At 73.4% G+C, this 14,607-nt stretch carries 15 protein-coding genes and 1 riboswitch; of the genes, 8 read left to right on the top strand and 7 right to left on the bottom strand.

What is annotated here, in order from left to right:
* Positions 1-5: 5 nt before the first annotated feature.
* Positions 6-206 carry a sulfur carrier protein ThiS gene (gene thiS, locus AB0I68_RS01580; RefSeq protein ID WP_363175133.1) on the bottom strand — a complete coding sequence of 67 codons (201 nt, stop codon included), beginning with the start codon at positions 204-206 and terminating at the stop codon, positions 6-8.
* Complete coding sequence (gene thiO, locus AB0I68_RS01575) at positions 203-1,384, bottom strand: glycine oxidase ThiO (RefSeq protein WP_363175132.1); 1,182 nt, start codon at positions 1,382-1,384, stop codon at positions 203-205. The genes thiS and thiO overlap by 4 nt, the downstream gene beginning before the upstream one ends.
* A riboswitch (TPP riboswitch) is annotated at positions 1,382-1,494 on the bottom strand. It overlaps the preceding gene by 3 nt.
* Positions 1,495-1,587: 93 nt before the next feature.
* Between thiO and AB0I68_RS01570 the strand changes: the two genes are divergently transcribed.
* From AB0I68_RS01570 to AB0I68_RS01550, 5 genes are all read left to right on the top strand, one after another.
* Positions 1,588-2,808 (top strand): FAD-dependent oxidoreductase, encoded by a 1,221-nt coding sequence (locus AB0I68_RS01570; RefSeq protein WP_363175131.1) that lies wholly within the window; start codon positions 1,588-1,590, stop codon positions 2,806-2,808.
* 90 nt (positions 2,809-2,898) lie between these two features.
* Complete coding sequence (locus AB0I68_RS01565; RefSeq protein WP_363175130.1) at positions 2,899-3,264, top strand: Rv2175c family DNA-binding protein; 366 nt, start codon at positions 2,899-2,901, stop codon at positions 3,262-3,264.
* A gap of 74 nt (positions 3,265-3,338) precedes the next feature.
* The gene (thiE, locus tag AB0I68_RS01560) at positions 3,339-3,989 is read left to right on the top strand and encodes a thiamine phosphate synthase (protein ID WP_363175129.1); all 651 of its coding nucleotides are present in this window, start codon (positions 3,339-3,341) and stop codon (positions 3,987-3,989) included.
* Between the two features lie 69 nt (positions 3,990-4,058).
* Positions 4,059-4,976 (top strand): methylenetetrahydrofolate reductase [NAD(P)H], encoded by a 918-nt coding sequence (gene metF / locus AB0I68_RS01555; RefSeq protein WP_363175128.1) that lies wholly within the window; start codon positions 4,059-4,061, stop codon positions 4,974-4,976.
* Between the two features lie 51 nt (positions 4,977-5,027).
* Positions 5,028-6,059 carry a hypothetical protein gene (locus AB0I68_RS01550; protein ID WP_363175127.1) on the top strand — a complete coding sequence of 344 codons (1,032 nt, stop codon included), beginning with the start codon at positions 5,028-5,030 and terminating at the stop codon, positions 6,057-6,059.
* Between the two features lie 43 nt (positions 6,060-6,102).
* Here the strand turns inward: AB0I68_RS01550 and AB0I68_RS01545 are convergent, their stop codons facing one another.
* The 5 genes from AB0I68_RS01545 to AB0I68_RS01525 all read right to left on the bottom strand — a co-directional run bounded on the left by AB0I68_RS01545 (position 6,103) and on the right by AB0I68_RS01525 (position 10,400).
* The gene (locus AB0I68_RS01545; protein ID WP_363175126.1) at positions 6,103-7,515 is read right to left on the bottom strand and encodes an NAD(P)/FAD-dependent oxidoreductase; all 1,413 of its coding nucleotides are present in this window, start codon (positions 7,513-7,515) and stop codon (positions 6,103-6,105) included.
* A 33-nt stretch (positions 7,516-7,548) separates the two neighbouring features.
* Positions 7,549-8,184, bottom strand: a complete 636-nt coding sequence (locus AB0I68_RS01540) for a DUF4126 domain-containing protein (RefSeq protein ID WP_363175125.1) — start codon at positions 8,182-8,184, stop codon at positions 7,549-7,551.
* Positions 8,185-8,306: 122 nt separating this feature from the next.
* On the bottom strand, positions 8,307-8,708 hold the full coding sequence (locus AB0I68_RS01535; RefSeq protein ID WP_363175124.1) for a DUF3040 domain-containing protein: 402 nt from the start codon (positions 8,706-8,708) through the stop codon (positions 8,307-8,309).
* 308 nt (positions 8,709-9,016) lie between these two features.
* Positions 9,017-9,790 (bottom strand): methyltransferase domain-containing protein, encoded by a 774-nt coding sequence (locus AB0I68_RS01530; RefSeq protein WP_363175123.1) that lies wholly within the window; start codon positions 9,788-9,790, stop codon positions 9,017-9,019.
* A gap of 88 nt (positions 9,791-9,878) precedes the next feature.
* Positions 9,879-10,400, bottom strand: a complete 522-nt coding sequence (locus AB0I68_RS01525) for an SAV_6107 family HEPN domain-containing protein (RefSeq protein WP_363175122.1) — start codon at positions 10,398-10,400, stop codon at positions 9,879-9,881.
* Positions 10,401-10,594: 194 nt separating this feature from the next.
* On the opposite strand from AB0I68_RS01525, the gene AB0I68_RS01520 reads away from it, so the two are divergent.
* Genes AB0I68_RS01520 through AB0I68_RS01510 form a run of 3 tightly spaced genes read left to right on the top strand, consistent with a single transcriptional unit; the run spans position 10,595 to position 14,242 of the window.
* Complete coding sequence (locus AB0I68_RS01520) at positions 10,595-11,527, top strand: ATP-binding cassette domain-containing protein (RefSeq protein ID WP_363175121.1); 933 nt, start codon at positions 10,595-10,597, stop codon at positions 11,525-11,527.
* Complete coding sequence (locus AB0I68_RS01515; protein WP_363175120.1) at positions 11,499-13,583, top strand: YhgE/Pip domain-containing protein; 2,085 nt, start codon at positions 11,499-11,501, stop codon at positions 13,581-13,583. Before AB0I68_RS01520 ends, AB0I68_RS01515 begins: the two co-directional genes overlap by 29 nt.
* A gap of 29 nt (positions 13,584-13,612) precedes the next feature.
* On the top strand, positions 13,613-14,242 hold the full coding sequence (locus AB0I68_RS01510) for a helix-turn-helix domain-containing protein (protein WP_363175119.1): 630 nt from the start codon (positions 13,613-13,615) through the stop codon (positions 14,240-14,242).
* The last annotated feature ends 365 nt before the right edge of the window (positions 14,243-14,607 follow it).

Below are 14,607 nucleotides of genomic sequence, written 5' to 3'. Positions count from 1 at the left end.
CGCGCTCAGCCTCCCTGCACGGCGGTGAGGATCTCGACCCGGTCGCCCTCGCCCACCGGCGTGAGCGGCCACTGTCCGCGCGGGACCACGGTCTCGTTCAGTGCGGCCGCGACGCCGGACGGGGCCGCGGTCAGGGCGGCGACCACCGCGTCGAGGGTGGTGCCGGCCGCGACCTCGCGCGGCTCGCCGTTCACGGAGATGGTCATGCGTACGACTCCTGACGTGCCGGGGTGAAACGACGCGGGGTGAAGGGGCGGGCGATCTCCGGTACGACGCCGGTGGTCAGCAGCTCCGCCATCACCTCGCCGGTGAGCGGGGTCAGCAGCACCCCGTTGCGGTAGTGCCCGGTGGCCAGGTGCAGGCCGGGGAGGTCGGTCGGGCCGAGCAGCGGGGCGTTGTCCGGGGAGCCGGGCCGCAGCCCCGCCCGTGTCTCGGTCAGCGGCAGTTCGGTGATGCCGGGCACCAACTCGTGGGCGTCGCGCAGGAGTTCGTACACCCCGCCCGCGGTGACGGTGGTGTCCCAGCCGAGTTCCTCGCTGGTGGCGCCGACGACGAGCTCGCCGTTCTCGCGCGGCACCAGGTAGACGTGGCTGCCGCGGACCACGGCCCGTACCGTCCGGGACAGGAACGGCGCGTACGCCGCCGGCACCGCGAGCCGCAGCACCTGCCCCTTCACCGGCCGTACGGGAGGCAGCACGTCCGCCGGTACGCCTGCCAGCCGGCCGCTGAGCGAGCCCGCGGCCAGGACCACCTGGTCGGCGCGCAGCTCCGTACCGTCGTCGAGCAGTGCGCCGGCGGCCCGGTCGGCAGTGGTGAGCAGCCGCTCCGCGCTCGCCCGGTGGATCTCCACGCCGGCGCCCTCGCAGGCCGCCAGCAGCGCGGCCGCCAGCCGGCGCGGATCGACCTGGTGGTCGCCGTCCACGCGCAGGCCGCCGCGTACGCCCGGGGCCAGCATCGGCTCCAGGCGGCGGCACTCGCGGCCGGTGAGCCACTCGGACTCCAGGCCGCTGCGGCGCTGCAGGGCGTGCAGCTCGCGCAGGTGGAGCCGGTCGTCGGCGTCGAGGGCCACGGCGAGCGTGCCGCAGGCGCGGTAGCCGATGTCCATCCCGCCGCTGGCGTCGGCCAGCTCGGCGGCGAACTCCGGGTAGCGGGCGGCGGAGGCGAGATTGAGGCCGAGCAGGGTCTCCTCGCCGTAGTGCAGCTCGGTGACGGCGGCGAGCATGCCGGCCGCGACCTGTGCGGCGCCGCCGCCGGGCGCCGGATCGGCGAGCACCGTCCGCAGCCCGCGCCGGGCCGCCCGCCAGGCGGTGACCAGGCCGATGATCCCGCCCCCGATGACGAGGACGTCGGATCCCTTGTCGGATCCCTTCCGAGATGAGTGCATGGGCGTCCAGCCCCTCCCTTCGCCGGCATGACCCGGATCAGGTTCGTACGGTCGGAGGCCGCCCAGCCTCCCTCTCAGCCCGGTACGTCCGGACTCCCGCGATAGGTACGACGGCCAGACTAACCCCGGAGCCGGGGCCGGGTAAGGCTGCCTCCCCGGGGCCGCTATTCCTGACGGATCATCAGATCGCTAGGGTGGGCGGTGTGAGCGAGCAGACGGAACACACTCAGAGCGGCGTCGTCATCGTCGGCGCCGGAATGGCCGGGGTGCAGACCGCGGTGGCCCTTCGGGAGCAGGGGTGGAGCGGCCCCGTGACCCTCCTGGGCGCCGAGCCCCACCAGCCCTACGACCGGCCCCCGCTGTCCAAGGCGGTGCTGCTCGGCAAGGCCGAGGACTCCGCCTTCGACGTGGACTTCGAGGGGCTGGGCATCGAGCTCCGGCTCGGGGTGGAGGTCACCGGGCTGCGGGCCGCAGAGCGCGAGCTGGACACCGAGGCGGGGCCGGTCCCGTACGAGGTGCTCGTGCTGGCGACCGGAGCCGAACCGCTGACCCTGCCCGGGGCCGAGGGCGTCCCCGGCGTGCACCTGCTGCGGACCCTGGACGACGCGGCCCGGCTGCGCCCGGTGCTGGCCGCGGCGCCGGCGATCGTGGTCGTCGGGGCGGGCTGGATCGGCGCCGAGTTCGCCACCGCGGCGCGCGAGGCGGGCTGCGCGGTGACCGTGGTCGAGGCGGCGGACCGGGTGCTGGCCGGGGCGCAGCCGGCGGAGGTCGCGGCTCCCATGGCCCGCTGGTACGAGGAGGCCGGGGCCGCCCTGCTGACCGGCGCCAAGGTGGCCTCGGTGGAGTCCGGGCGGGTCCTGCTCGCGGACGGGCGGGAGCTGCCGGCGGGCGCGGTGGTCGTGGGCATCGGGGCCCGGCCGGCGACCCGGTGGCTGGCGGACTCGGGGGTCGGGCTCGGCCCGGACGGATCGGTCACGGCGGACGCGTACCTGCGGACCTCCCTGCCCGGGGTGTACGCGGTCGGCGACTGCGCGTCGTTCCCGTCGGGGCGCTACGGGGCGCGGCTGCTGGTGCACCACTGGGACAACGCCCTGCAGGGGCCGCGGGTGGTCGCGGCGAACATCCTGGCGGGGGCACCGGCCCAGGTCTACGACCCGGTGCCGTACTTCTGGTCGGAGCAGTTCGGGCGCTTCGTGCAGTACGCGGGGCACCATGCGGGTGCGGACGAGCTGAGGTGGCGCGGGGACCCCGCCGAGGAGGCGTGGTCGGTGTGCTGGCTCCGGGCCGGGGCGCTGGCCGCGGTCCTGGCGGTGGGCCGGCCACGGGATCTGGCGCAGGGACGGAAGCTGATCGAGACGGGCGCCCCCGTGGATCCGGCCAAGGTCTCCGACCCCGCCACACCCCTGAAATCGGCGCTGCTCTAGCCGCCGTGCGAAGGGCGTGGCGGAGCCGCCGGGACCCGGACGGGCCGGCTCGGGTACCGGCAGTCGGTCCGAGGTGGCAGGCTTGTGCTCGTGACCGAGATTGACGCAAAGATCGATGCCCTTGTCCCCGCCTGGCTGTACCTCCCCGACATCGCGGAGATGCTCGACATCGAAGTGACCCGGGTCCGCCAGCTGGTCAAGGAAGGTCAGCTGATCGCCGTACGCCGCGGTGAGAACCGTGCGCTTGCGGTGCCCGCACCCTTCATCGACGGCGACAAGGTCGTCAAGGGCCTCGCCGGCCTGCTGACCGTGCTCCGCGACGACGGCTTCTCCGACGAGGAGATGCTGGAGTGGCTCTTCACCGCCGACCCGACCCTGCCCGGCACCCCCGTCCAGGCGCTGAGCGAGAATCGCGGCACGGAGGTGAAGCGCCGCGCTCAGGCGCTCGCCCTCTGACCCGAGCCGCCCGATCCATCCGCGGTGCACGGGCCCTGGACGGCCCGTGCACCGCTCCCACCCCGGGGGTACCCATGTCCGCGAACGCCCAGCTGTCCGATGCCCGGCTCTACCTGTGCACGGACGCCCGCAAGCGGCAGGGGGACCTCCCCGAGTTCCTCGACGCGGTCCTGGCCGGCGGTGTGGACATCGTCCAGCTCCGGGACAAGGGCATGGAGGCGGGCGAGGAGCTCGAGCACCTCCAGGTGTTCGCCGACGCCGCCCGCCGGCACGGCAGGCTCCTCGCGGTGAACGACCGCGCCGACGTGGCCCACGCCATCGGCTCCGACGTCCTGCACCTGGGGCAGGGCGACATCCCGGTGCCCGCCGCCCGCGCGATCCTGGGCGAGGGGGTGCTGATCGGCCGGTCCTGCCACGCCGAGTCCGAGGTCGACGCCGCCGTCGCCGAGCCGGGCGTGGACTACTTCTGCACCGGCCCGTGCTGGCCCACCCCCACCAAGCCCGGCCGGTACGCCCCCGGCCTCGGGCTGGTCCGGTACGCGGCCTCGCTGGCCCCGGCCCGCCCCTGGTTCGCCATCGGCGGCATCGAAGCCGGCAACCTCGACGAGGTCCTCGACGCCGGAGCCACCCGCATCGTGGTCGTCCGCGCCCTCACCGAGGCCTCCGACCCGGGTGCGGCCGCCGCCGACCTGGCCAAGCGGGTCCGGGAGCGGGTCTCCGCATAGGTGTCCAAAAACGTGTCCAAAAGGCGGACACGTCTTCGGCGACCGCGAGGGCGCGTCTAACCTGCCCGTATGGCCCTTGGTACCGCTTCCACCCGTACGGACCGTGCACGCACGGTCCGTGACCTGCTGGCGTCCGGGAGCCCGTCGTACTCCTTCGAGTTCTGGGCCCCCAAGACGGCGAAGGGCGAGCGCAACCTCTGGAACGCGCTGCGCCGGATCGAGGCGGTGGGCCCGAGCTTCGTCTCCGTGACCTACGGGGCCGGCGGCTCCACGCGCGGCGGCACCGTCAAGGCCACCCAGCAGATCGCCGCCGACACCACCCTGACCCCCGTCGCGCACCTCACCGCGGTCGACCACTCCATCGCCGAGCTGCGCAATGTGATCGGCCAGTTCGCCGACGCCGGCATCCGCAACATGCTCGCCGTGCGCGGCGATCCGCCGGGCGACCCCATGGGTCCGTGGGTGGCGCACCCCGAGGGCGTGCACTACGCCGCCGACCTGGTCCGGCTGCTCAAGGAGTCCGGCGACTTCTGCGTGGGCGTCGCGGCCTTCCCCGAAATGCACCCGCGCTCGGCGGACTGGGACACGGACATCCGGCACTTCGTGGACAAGTGCCGTGCCGGCGCCGACTACGCGATCACCCAGATGTTCTTCGACCCGGAGAATTATCTCCGGCTGCGCGACAGCGCCCAGAAGGCGGGCTGCGAGACCCCGATCATCCCCGAGGTCATGCCTGTTGTGGGCATCAAGCAGCTCGACCGGTTGCCGCAACTCAGCAACGCAGTCTTCCCCGCAGCCGCGAAAGAGCGCATGCTCGCCGTCAAGGACGATCCGGCCGCTGTACGCTCCATTGGGATCGAGTTCGCCACGGAGTTCTGCGCGCGGCTGCTGTCCGAGGGTGTCCCGGGGCTGCACTTCATCACGCTGAACAACTCCACGGCGACTCTCGAGATCTACGAGAACCTGGGCCTGCACCAGCGGGCCTGATCGGCCGGCCCCCATTTCCCGGGCGGTGGGCCGTACCGAGAGGTGCCACGCATGGGAATGACGGTCCTCTACATCGCGTTCGGTTTCGTCGCGTTGTGGCTGCTTGCCGAGGTCCTGATGCAGTACAAGGCCCGGCTGCGCTGGCGCCTGCTCGCGTTCGCCGGGTTCCTCGGTGTGGTCGCCGGGGTGGTGCTGCCGTCGGTCCTGGTCATCGGCGTGGGCGCGGCCGCGTTCGCCGTGGGCCAGACCCTGGTGACGCTCTCCTTCCGCAAGGGCTTCGAGGCCGGCTGGGCGCTGCGCCGGGGCGGTGAGCCCGTACGGCAGACCCGGCGCCGCCGGGCGGGCGGTCCGCGCCCCGAGCCCGCGCTGCAGGTGACCTCGCTGGAGTACGGGCCGGACGGGACGGCCGTGGCCGCCGACGGGGCCGACGAGCCCGACGAGCCCGACGCGTCCGGCAACGAGCAGCCGACGCCGCAGTTCCAGGCCGCGACCGAGCAGTTCTACAGCCCGGAGCCGCTGCCCGAGGACACCGGGTCGTACGGGATACAGAGCTTCGCGCCCACCGCCGACGCGGGGCAGACGGCGGCGTTCGCCTCGCCGTTCTCCACGGCCGAGCAGGACGCCCACCAGTACGCGCCCTACTACGACGGGCAGGCCCACGACCCGCAGACCCAGGGCGGCTACGACTACTCCGCGGGTTATCCGGCCGGCGGCGAACAGCAGGTCTACGCCGCCTACTCGGACCCGTACATCGGCACCGGCGGGGCCGTCATCCCGCAACAGCCGTACGACTACACCCCGTACGCCGGCTACTCCGCCGACCCGTACGCGAGTGCGGGCGGGCAGCAGCAGTACTCCATGGACACCCCGCCGGGCGGGGTGTGGGTGCCGCAGCAGCGGTCCACCGACGGGGCCGCCCATCCCTACCCGGGCGACGACCAGCTTCCGTACCCGCAGCAACAGCCGCAGCAACAGCCGCAGCAACAGCCGCAGCAACAGCCGCAGCAACAGGAACAGCAACAGCAACAGCAACAGCAGTACCCGTACCAGGGCTCCGGTGAATACGAGCAGTACCGCTACTGAGGCCGCGAGAGCCCCCGGGGTCCGTTCCCCGGGGGCGTCCCTGTCACTGGGAGCCGCGGAACTCCGCGCCCTCCACGATCAGTCCGGCCACCAGGGCCCCGGTCATCCCGGCGTGTGCCAGCCCGCCGCCGGGATGCGCCCAGCCGCCCGCGAGGAACAGCCCCGGCAGGGCGGTGGTGTTGGCGGGGTAGAGCATCCGGCCGCCGGCTCCGGCGAGCGCGGGCGGGGGCACCGCGCCGCCCTGCGCGCCGGTGGCCGCCTCGATGTCCGCGGGCGTACGCGCGTGCGTCCACAACAGCCGCTCGCGCAGCCCCGGAACGGCCCGGGCCGCCAGGTCCAGCAGCTCCTCCGCGCGGGGCGCAGGGGCGCCCTCGGGGCCGCAGACGGCGCTCACGGTGACCGCCTCGTGGTCCGCGTCGGGCCGTACGGCGGGGTCGTCGGGGCGCAGCACGGTCAGCTGGGCGCCGGGGGAGTGGACCAGGGTGCGGTGGACGGCGTCCGCGGGGCGGGCGCCGCGCAGCGCGAGCAGCAGGGTCAGCCGGCTGGCCACCCCCGGCCCGCGGGCCGGGGCGCCGCCGGCCGGCAGCGGGGCCCGCAGCTGCCGCGGGTCGGCCCCGCAGACCACGAGGTCGGCGGCGGCCTCGGAGCCGTCGGCCAGCAGCAGCCCGGCCGCGCGGCCGTCCCGCTCCAGGACCTCCCGTACCGGCGTGTCGAAGACGAAGGCGACCTTCCGCTCCCGGCAGCGCTCGTACACGGCGGTGGCCAGCTCCCGCATCCCGCCGCGCACGTACCAGCTGCCGAAGGTCTGCTCCATGTACGGGAGCACGGCCGCCGCGGCAGGCGCGGTGGCGGGGTCGACCCCGTACGCCCGCACCCGGGCGGCCAGTAGCTCGCCGAGCTCCCCGCCCAGCTCGCGCCCGGCCACCTCGGCGAGGGTCGGCGGGCGGCGGCGGAGCAGGCCGCTCCCCCGCAGCGCGGGGTACGGATCGCCGCCCAGCACCTGCCAGTCGGGGCGCAGCGGCTCCTCCAGCAGGGGGCGGCGGGTGGCGTTCCAGGCGTCCCGGGCCCGGCCCAGGACCCCGTTCCAGCGGTCTCCGGCGCCCGTGCCGAAGGCCTGGTCGAGGACGGCGGCGGCGCCGCCGCGCGAGCCGCCCGGGAGGGTGACGGCCGTGCCGTCGGCCAGGAGGTGCCGGACGGCAGGGTCGACCTGGACCAGCTCGACGCTGTCCTCCAGGGGCCGCTTGCCGGTCTTGACGAACAGGTCGCGGTAGACGGCGGGCAGGTGCAGCAGCCCGGGCCCGGTGTCGAAGGCGAAACCGTCGCGCTCGTACCGGCCGACGGATCCGCCGTACGTCGACCCGCGCTCGTACACCGTCACCCGGTGTCCCGCCACGGCCAGCCGGGCCGCCGTAGCCATCGCGCCCATGCCGGCGCCGATCACCGCAATTCGTGCCATGCGGATGACCCTATCGAGCGCAATCGCGGGAGGTCAGCGGGGTGGCACTGCGGCCCGCGCGGCCGCCTCGCGTTCCCCGGCGGCGAGCCGCTTGTCCTCGCGGCGCTGGGCCCGGCGGCGCAGGAAGCGGCGGATCCGGGTCCACAGGAAGACGAGCACGGCCAGACCGGCGGCCAGCAGGACGGCCACGATGATCGCGGCGGCCTCGGGGTGGAACATCGCGAAGGTGACGATGCCGGCCACGCCCAGGTCCTCGGCGATGCTCAGCGCGATGTTGCTGAACGGCTCCGGCGAGGTGTTGACGGCCATGCGGGTGCCGGCCTTGACGAAATGGCTGGCCAGCGCGGTGGAGCCGCCGATCGCACCGGCGGCGATGTCGGAGAGCGAGCCGCTCTGGCCGGCCAGCAGTGCGCCGACCACGGCGCCGGACACCGGGCGGATCACGGTGTGCACGGTGTCCCAGACCGAGTCCACGTAAGGGATCTTGTCGGCGGCGACCTCGCAGAGGAACAGTACGCCGACGACGATCAGCACGTCGGTGCGCTGGAGGGACGCGGGGACCTCGTCGGTCAGTCCGGTTCTGCCGAAGATGCCGAGCAGGAGGACCACGGCGTAGGCGTTGATCCCGCTGGCCCAGCCGCTGGTGAAGACCAGGGGGAGCACACTCATCGGATCATCATGCCGTAGCCCCGCCGGTCCCGGACCGGCGGGGCCAAGACGTGAGGGGACGGCAAGACGTGAGGGGACGGCCGCCGTACGGCGGCCGTCCCCTCACCCATGTCTGCGGGGGCCTACTGCCCCTGTTCGTCGCGGCGGCGCTGCCACCGCTCCTCGATGCGGGTCATCATCGACCGACGCTGCCGGCTGCGGCCGTGGGCCGAACCGCCTGCACTGCCGGAGACGGGCTGCTCGCCAGGCTTGGGTGCCTTGCGCCAACCGGTGACCACGAGGACCGTACAGCCGAGCATGACGAGGAATCCCACCACGCTGACCCAGAGTACGTTCGGAATGATCACACCGGTCATGAGGAGCGCGATACCCACCACAATGCCTGCGACTGCCTGGTAGACCCGTCGCCGGGTGTACGTACGCAGTCCGCTTCCCTCAAGCGCTGTCGCGAACTTGGGATCTTCGGCGTACAGCGCTCGCTCCATCTGCTCGAGCATTCGCTGCTCGTGCTCCGAGAGCGGCACGGGAGTCCTCCTCATCCGTCGGTCGCGGGGGGTAGCGACCAGGGGTCCCCTTCAGGATAGGCGGGGAATCGCCCCCGTGATACCCGCCCTCTACGCCAGGTTCCAAAACACTGCCCGGAAAAGGCACCGCCCGAAAAGGCGACGCCTGAGCAAAACCCTGCGCGAAACCGTACCGCCGGGAGGGCGGTCACTGAGGCGCTTATTCCCCAATGGCCCGTCCACCATGCCGGTCACTGTCCACGATCATACGGGGCCGGCCGCCGGACCGGAGGGTCTCCGGTGTACTCCGTGAGCGGAAGCTCCGCAGATCAGGCGCGCTTCTCGCCCAGCCGCTTCTCACCGAGTACATGCAGCTGCGTGGCGACCGCGTGGAAGGCCGGCAGCTCGGCGGCGGCCTCCTCCAGGCGCAGCAGCGCCTCGACCGCGCCCGGCTCGGTGTCCACCAGGACGCCGGGGACGAGGTCGGCGAACACGCGGACTCCGTGCACCGGGCCGACCTCCAGGCCGGCTCCGCCGACCAGCTCGGTGAGCTGCTCGGCGGTGAAGCGGCGCGGTACCGGGTCGCCCGCGCCCCAGCGGCCGGCCGGGTCGGTGAGCGCCGTACGGGCCTCGGTGAAGTGGCCGGCCAGCGCGCGGGCCAGCACGGCCCCGCCGAGGCCCGCGCCCAGCAGGCTGAGCGTGCCGCCTGGGCGCAGGGCGGCGACCGCGTTGGCCACGCCCTCGGCCGGGTCGTCCACGTACTCGAGCACGCCGTGGCAGAGCACCACGTCGTACGCGTCCCGCTCGACGACGTCCAACAGGCCCTGGGCGTCGCCCTGTACCCCGCGGACCAGGCCGGCGACGCCGGCCTCGGCGACGCGGCGCTCCAGCCCGAACAGCGCGTTCGGGCTGGGGTCGACCACGGTCACCCGGTGGCCGAGCCGGGCCACCGGCACGGCGAACTTGCCGGTGCCGCCACCGGTGTCCAGCACGTCCAGCACATCCCGCCCGGTCGCCTTCACCCGGCGGTCGAGCGCCTCCTTGAGGACCTCCCACACCACGGCGGTGCGGAGGGAGGCACGGGGGCGGGAAGTGTCCGACACGGCTGATGGCTCCTCGGCGCGACAAGGGTGAGAGATGTGAGCCCCACCCTATTGCCTGGCGGATGTCCTGCCGGTCACTCCGGGCAGCTCAGCCCGCGTCGGGAGGTTCCGGGTGCTCGGGACGCGGCTGCGGCAGGGTGGGCGCCACCGGCTGGAGGACGAGCATCCGCTCCACCAGCCGCAGGAACATCTCCACGGCGCGCACCAGATCGTCCGCGTCCCGGACCGTCGCCGCATCCCGTATCCCCGCCTCGGCCCGCGCCCGGCGGTCGGCGCCGGAGGCGAACAGTGCGCTCCACTCCGTCAGCTCCGGTGCTATCTCCGGCAGTACCTCCCACGCGCTGCGGATCCGGGGCCGGCGCCGTGGGCCGACCGGCTCGGGCCGCCCGCGCGCGGCGAGCACGGCCGCGGCGGTGCGCAGCGCTGCCAGGTGCGCGGTGGCGTACCGCTCGTTGGGCCGGGTCAGCCGGACGGCCTCGGCCAGGCCGGCGCGGGCCTTGGCGAGCAGATCGAGCGCGGCCTTGGGGCATCCCGACGGCGGAGCCGGAGGGGAGGGGGCTGCCGACCTGCGCGGGACGGGGTGGACAGGGGACGGGGACGGTGTGGCCATGACGAACCTCCTGTCGTTGCGTACTGCTGTGTCTGTGTTTGTGCCTGCCTTCATCGTGACGGTCGCCACTGACAATTGCGCTGACCTGCTGTTTTGCCCGCTCTGTCCGGTCAACTGCCCCCCTGTGCGCATGTGGTGCACCCAAAGGTGCTAGTTTTTGAACTGACCGGTCAGTTCAAAAGGAGGGGGGCGGCGTGGACAGCCCGCACGGTGCGGCCGTCAAAGCCGAGAACTTCGGACTCAAGGGCCCGCGCGGCTGGGTGTTCCGAGGGGTGGGCCTCGATGCGGAGCCCGGCTCGCTCATCGCGGTCGAAGGCCCCTCCGGCAGCGGCCGGACCTGCCTGGTCCTCGCCCTCACCGGACGCATGAAGGCCACCGAGGGCCACGCCGAGATCGCCGGCCACCGGCTGCCGCGGCACATGGCCGCGGTCCGCCGGATCGCCGCCCTCGGCCCGGTCACCGGGGTCAACGAGCTCGACCAGTCCCTCACCGTCGCCGAGCAACTGCGCGAGGGGGCACTGCTCCAGCGCCGCTACGAGGGACCCGTCCGCGCCCTGCTGCGCCCGCGCGGCGAGCGCCGCGCAGGCACCGAGGCCCGGATCGAGGCCGCCCTGGCCGCCGCCGGGCTGGACCTCGCCGCGCTGCCCAAGGGCCCGCGGACCTCCGTACGCGACCTGGAGCGCCTGGAGGCGGTCCGGCTGTCCGTGGCCATCGCCCTGCTGGGCGCGCCGCGGCTGCTGGCCCTCGACGACCTGGACCTCAAGCTCTCGGACGCCGAACGCGCCGAGGCCTGGACCCTGCTCCGCTCCATCGCCGCCCGCGGGACCACCGTCCTCGCGGTGTGCAGCGAGGCGCCGGACGACGTGACGGTCCTGCGTACGGGCGCCACCGAACCCAGGCCGAAGCCCGAGCCGAAGCCCGAGCCGAAGCCCGAGCCGAAGCCCGAGCCCGAGCCCGAGCCCGAGCCCGAGCCCGAGCCCGAGCCAGAGCCAGAGCCCGCCCCCGAGCCGAAGCCCGAGGCCGCCGCGTCCGGCACCGAAAAGAAGACCGAAGGCGCCGAGGACACCGAGGACACCGAAGACACGAAGGGGGCGGACGATGCGATCGCCGAAGCTGGCCGCGCTTGAGCTGAAGCGGTTCGGGCGGGGGAAGCTGCCCGTGGCCGCGCTCATCGCGCTGCTCCTGCTGCCGCTGCTGTACGGCGCGCTGTACCTGTGCTCCTTCTGGGACCCGTACAAGAACCTGGACAGGGTGCCCGTCGCCCTCGTCAACGCCGACAAGGGCGCCACCGTCGCCGGCAAGCACGTCGACGCCGGCGGCGAGATCGCCCGGAAGCTCCACGACAGCAAGACCTTCGACTGGCGCGAGGTCAGCGCCGAGGAAGCGGCCAAGGGAGTGGAGAAGGGGACGTACTACCTCTCCCTCACCATGCCCGCCGACTTCAGCACGAAGATCACCTCCAGCGCGGGTGACGACCCCACCACCGGCGCCCTGCAGGTCCGTACGAACGACGCGAACAACTACATCGTCGGATCGATCTCGCGCACCGTCTTCTCCGAGGTCCGCTCCGCGGCGTCCGCCAATGCCTCCCGCGGCTTCCTCGACAAGATCTTCGTCTCCTTCTCCGACCTCCACGACAAGACCGCCGAGGCCGCCGACGGAGCCGACCAGCTCAAGGACGGAGCCGGCAAGGCCCAGCAGGGGGCCAAGGACCTCGCCGACGGTCTGGACACGGCGAAGGAGAAGACCGGCGAGCTCACCGGCGGTCTGAAGAAGCTCGACTCGGCCGCCGGCAAGCTGGAGACCGGTTCGCGGGACATCGCGAACGGCACCCAGACGCTGGCCGACAAGGTCAACGGAGCCGCCGGCAAGGCCCGCCCGTTCCTCAAGGACCCCCAGCAGATCGCCGACACCGCCGTCCTGGTCGCGGACACCGCCAAGGTCGTCAACAACCACCTCGACACCTTCGCCAAGAAGGCCCCGGCCGCCGCAGCCGTCACCCAGCGGGTCTCCACCGGCGCCGCCGACGTCTACGCCAAGACCTGCACCGCCGCCGCCCAGCCGGTACCCGCCACCTGCCCCCAGCTGAAGAAGCTCAAGGACGACGCCGCCGAGGGCGCCCAGCTGGCCGGCGACGTCAACACCGTGGTCAAGGACGCGGGCGGCGACCTCGGCAAGCTCCGCGGACAGCTCACCGACCTGGAGAAGCAGGCCCGCGCACTCGCCGCGGCCGCCCCCGGACTCTCCTCCGACCTCGACGCGGCCGTCGCCAAGGTCGACGCCCTCAACACCGGCGCCCACCAGGTCGCCACCGGCATGGGCCAGCTGCACACCGGCCTCGGCACCGCCGCCGACGGCTCCGGCGCCCTCGGCGACGGCGTCGGCAAGCTCGGCGACGGAGCCCACCGCCTCGACGGCGGCATGTACAAGCTCGTCGACGGCACCGGCGAACTCGCCGGCGGCCTGCACGACGGCGCCGACAAGATCCCGGACTACGACCAGCGGCAGCGCGACGCCCGCACCCAGGTGATGGCCGACCCGGTGAAGCTCGCCAACCAGTCCCTGCACAAGGCGCCCAACTACGGCACCGGCTTCGCGCCGTACTTCATCCCGCTCTCCCTCTGGGTCGGCGCGATGGTCGCCTACATGCTCATCGCGCCGCTCAACCGGCGTGCCCTGGCCGCCGGCGCCTCGCCGTGGCGGATCGCCCTCGCCGGCTGGCTGCCCGTGGTGGGCATCGGGGTCCTGCAGGTGGCCGCGCTGATGTCCGTACTCCACTGGGGCCTCGGCCTGGAGATGGAACGCCCCGCGCTGGCCATCGGCTTCCTCTCGCTGGCCACCGGCTGCTTCGCGGCGATGGTCCAGTGGCTCAACGCGAAGTTCGGGGCGGCCGGGCGCATCCTGGTCCTCGTCGTGCTGATGCTGCAGCTGACCTCGGCCGGCGGTACGTACCCCGTCGAGACCAGCCCCCCCTTCTTCAACTGGATCCACCCGTACCTGCCGATGACCTACATCGTCGAGGGACTGCGCCGCCTCATCTCCGGCGGCGACCTCACCCGGGTCTGGGTGGGCTGTGCGGTCCTGGTCGCCTTCACCGCGGGCTCCCTCGCCCTCACCACGCTCGCCGCCCGCGGCAAGCAGGTGTGGACGATGGACAGGCTGCACCCCGAACTGAGCCTGTAGGGATAGGTTGACCTGTGAGAATCAGCGCCATGGACACGAGCAGCACCGGTACCGGCGGCAGTGGCCGCCGGCAGGCGACGCGCCAGAAGCTCTACGAGGCGGCCGTCACACTCATCGCCGAGCAGGGATTCTCCGCGACCACGGTCGACGAGATCGCCGAGCGGGCGGGCGTCGCGAAGGGCACCGTCTACTACAACTTTGCGAGCAAGAACGAACTCTTCGAGGAGCTGCTGCGCCACGGCGTCGGCCTGCTGACGGCCTCGCTGCGCACCGCGGCCGAGGAGACGGAGCAGCGGGGCGGCAGCCGGGTCGAGGCGCTCGACGCGATGATCCGGGCCGGGCTCGTCTTCATCGACCGGTACCCGGCCTTCACCCAGCTGTACGTCGCCGAGCTGTGGCGGACCAACCGGGCGTGGCAGTCCACGCTGATGGTGGTCCGGCGCGAGGCGGTGGCCGTCGTGGAGACCGTGCTGCGGGAGGGCGTGGAGCGGGGGGAGCTCAGCGCCGAGATCGACGTGCCGCTCACGGCTGCCGCGATGGTGGGCATGGTGCTGGTGGCCGCGCTGGACTGGCAGTCGTTCCAGAGCGAACGGTCGCTGGACGACGTGCACTCGGCGCTGTCGCTGCTGCTGCGGGGCCGGGTCAGCGGGAACCGCTGAGGACGTCCGGCCGGGGCCCCGTGACCCCCGATCGGCGGTGCCGCGGTGCGCCGGGACGGCGTAGAACTGGTGGCGCCGCCCGCTCCGCGGATTGCCGGGCCTGAGTACGTGTACCCAGGCGCGGGATGAGTACGCGCGCGGATGGGCCCTCACCTGCGCAGACGCCAGACTGGGGACAACGGACGGGGATCCGGTCCGGACCGCCGACACGGGGCGGCCGGTGCGGGCCGGGTACCTTCGCCGTCAGCGGGGGACGCAGCGCGGCGGGGCTCGGGGGGATCGAGCCTCGCCGCGCCGTCGCCTCCGCGGGTCGTGCCGTTGCCGCTGGGCGGAGCCTCACCCCGCACCGCCCTTCCACCGTTCCC

Source organism: Streptomyces sp. NPDC050448 (assembly GCF_040655295.1).
In the GTDB taxonomy this organism is placed as follows: domain Bacteria; phylum Actinomycetota; class Actinomycetes; order Streptomycetales; family Streptomycetaceae; genus Streptomyces.
This window is presented reverse-complemented; position numbering and strand designations above follow the sequence as displayed.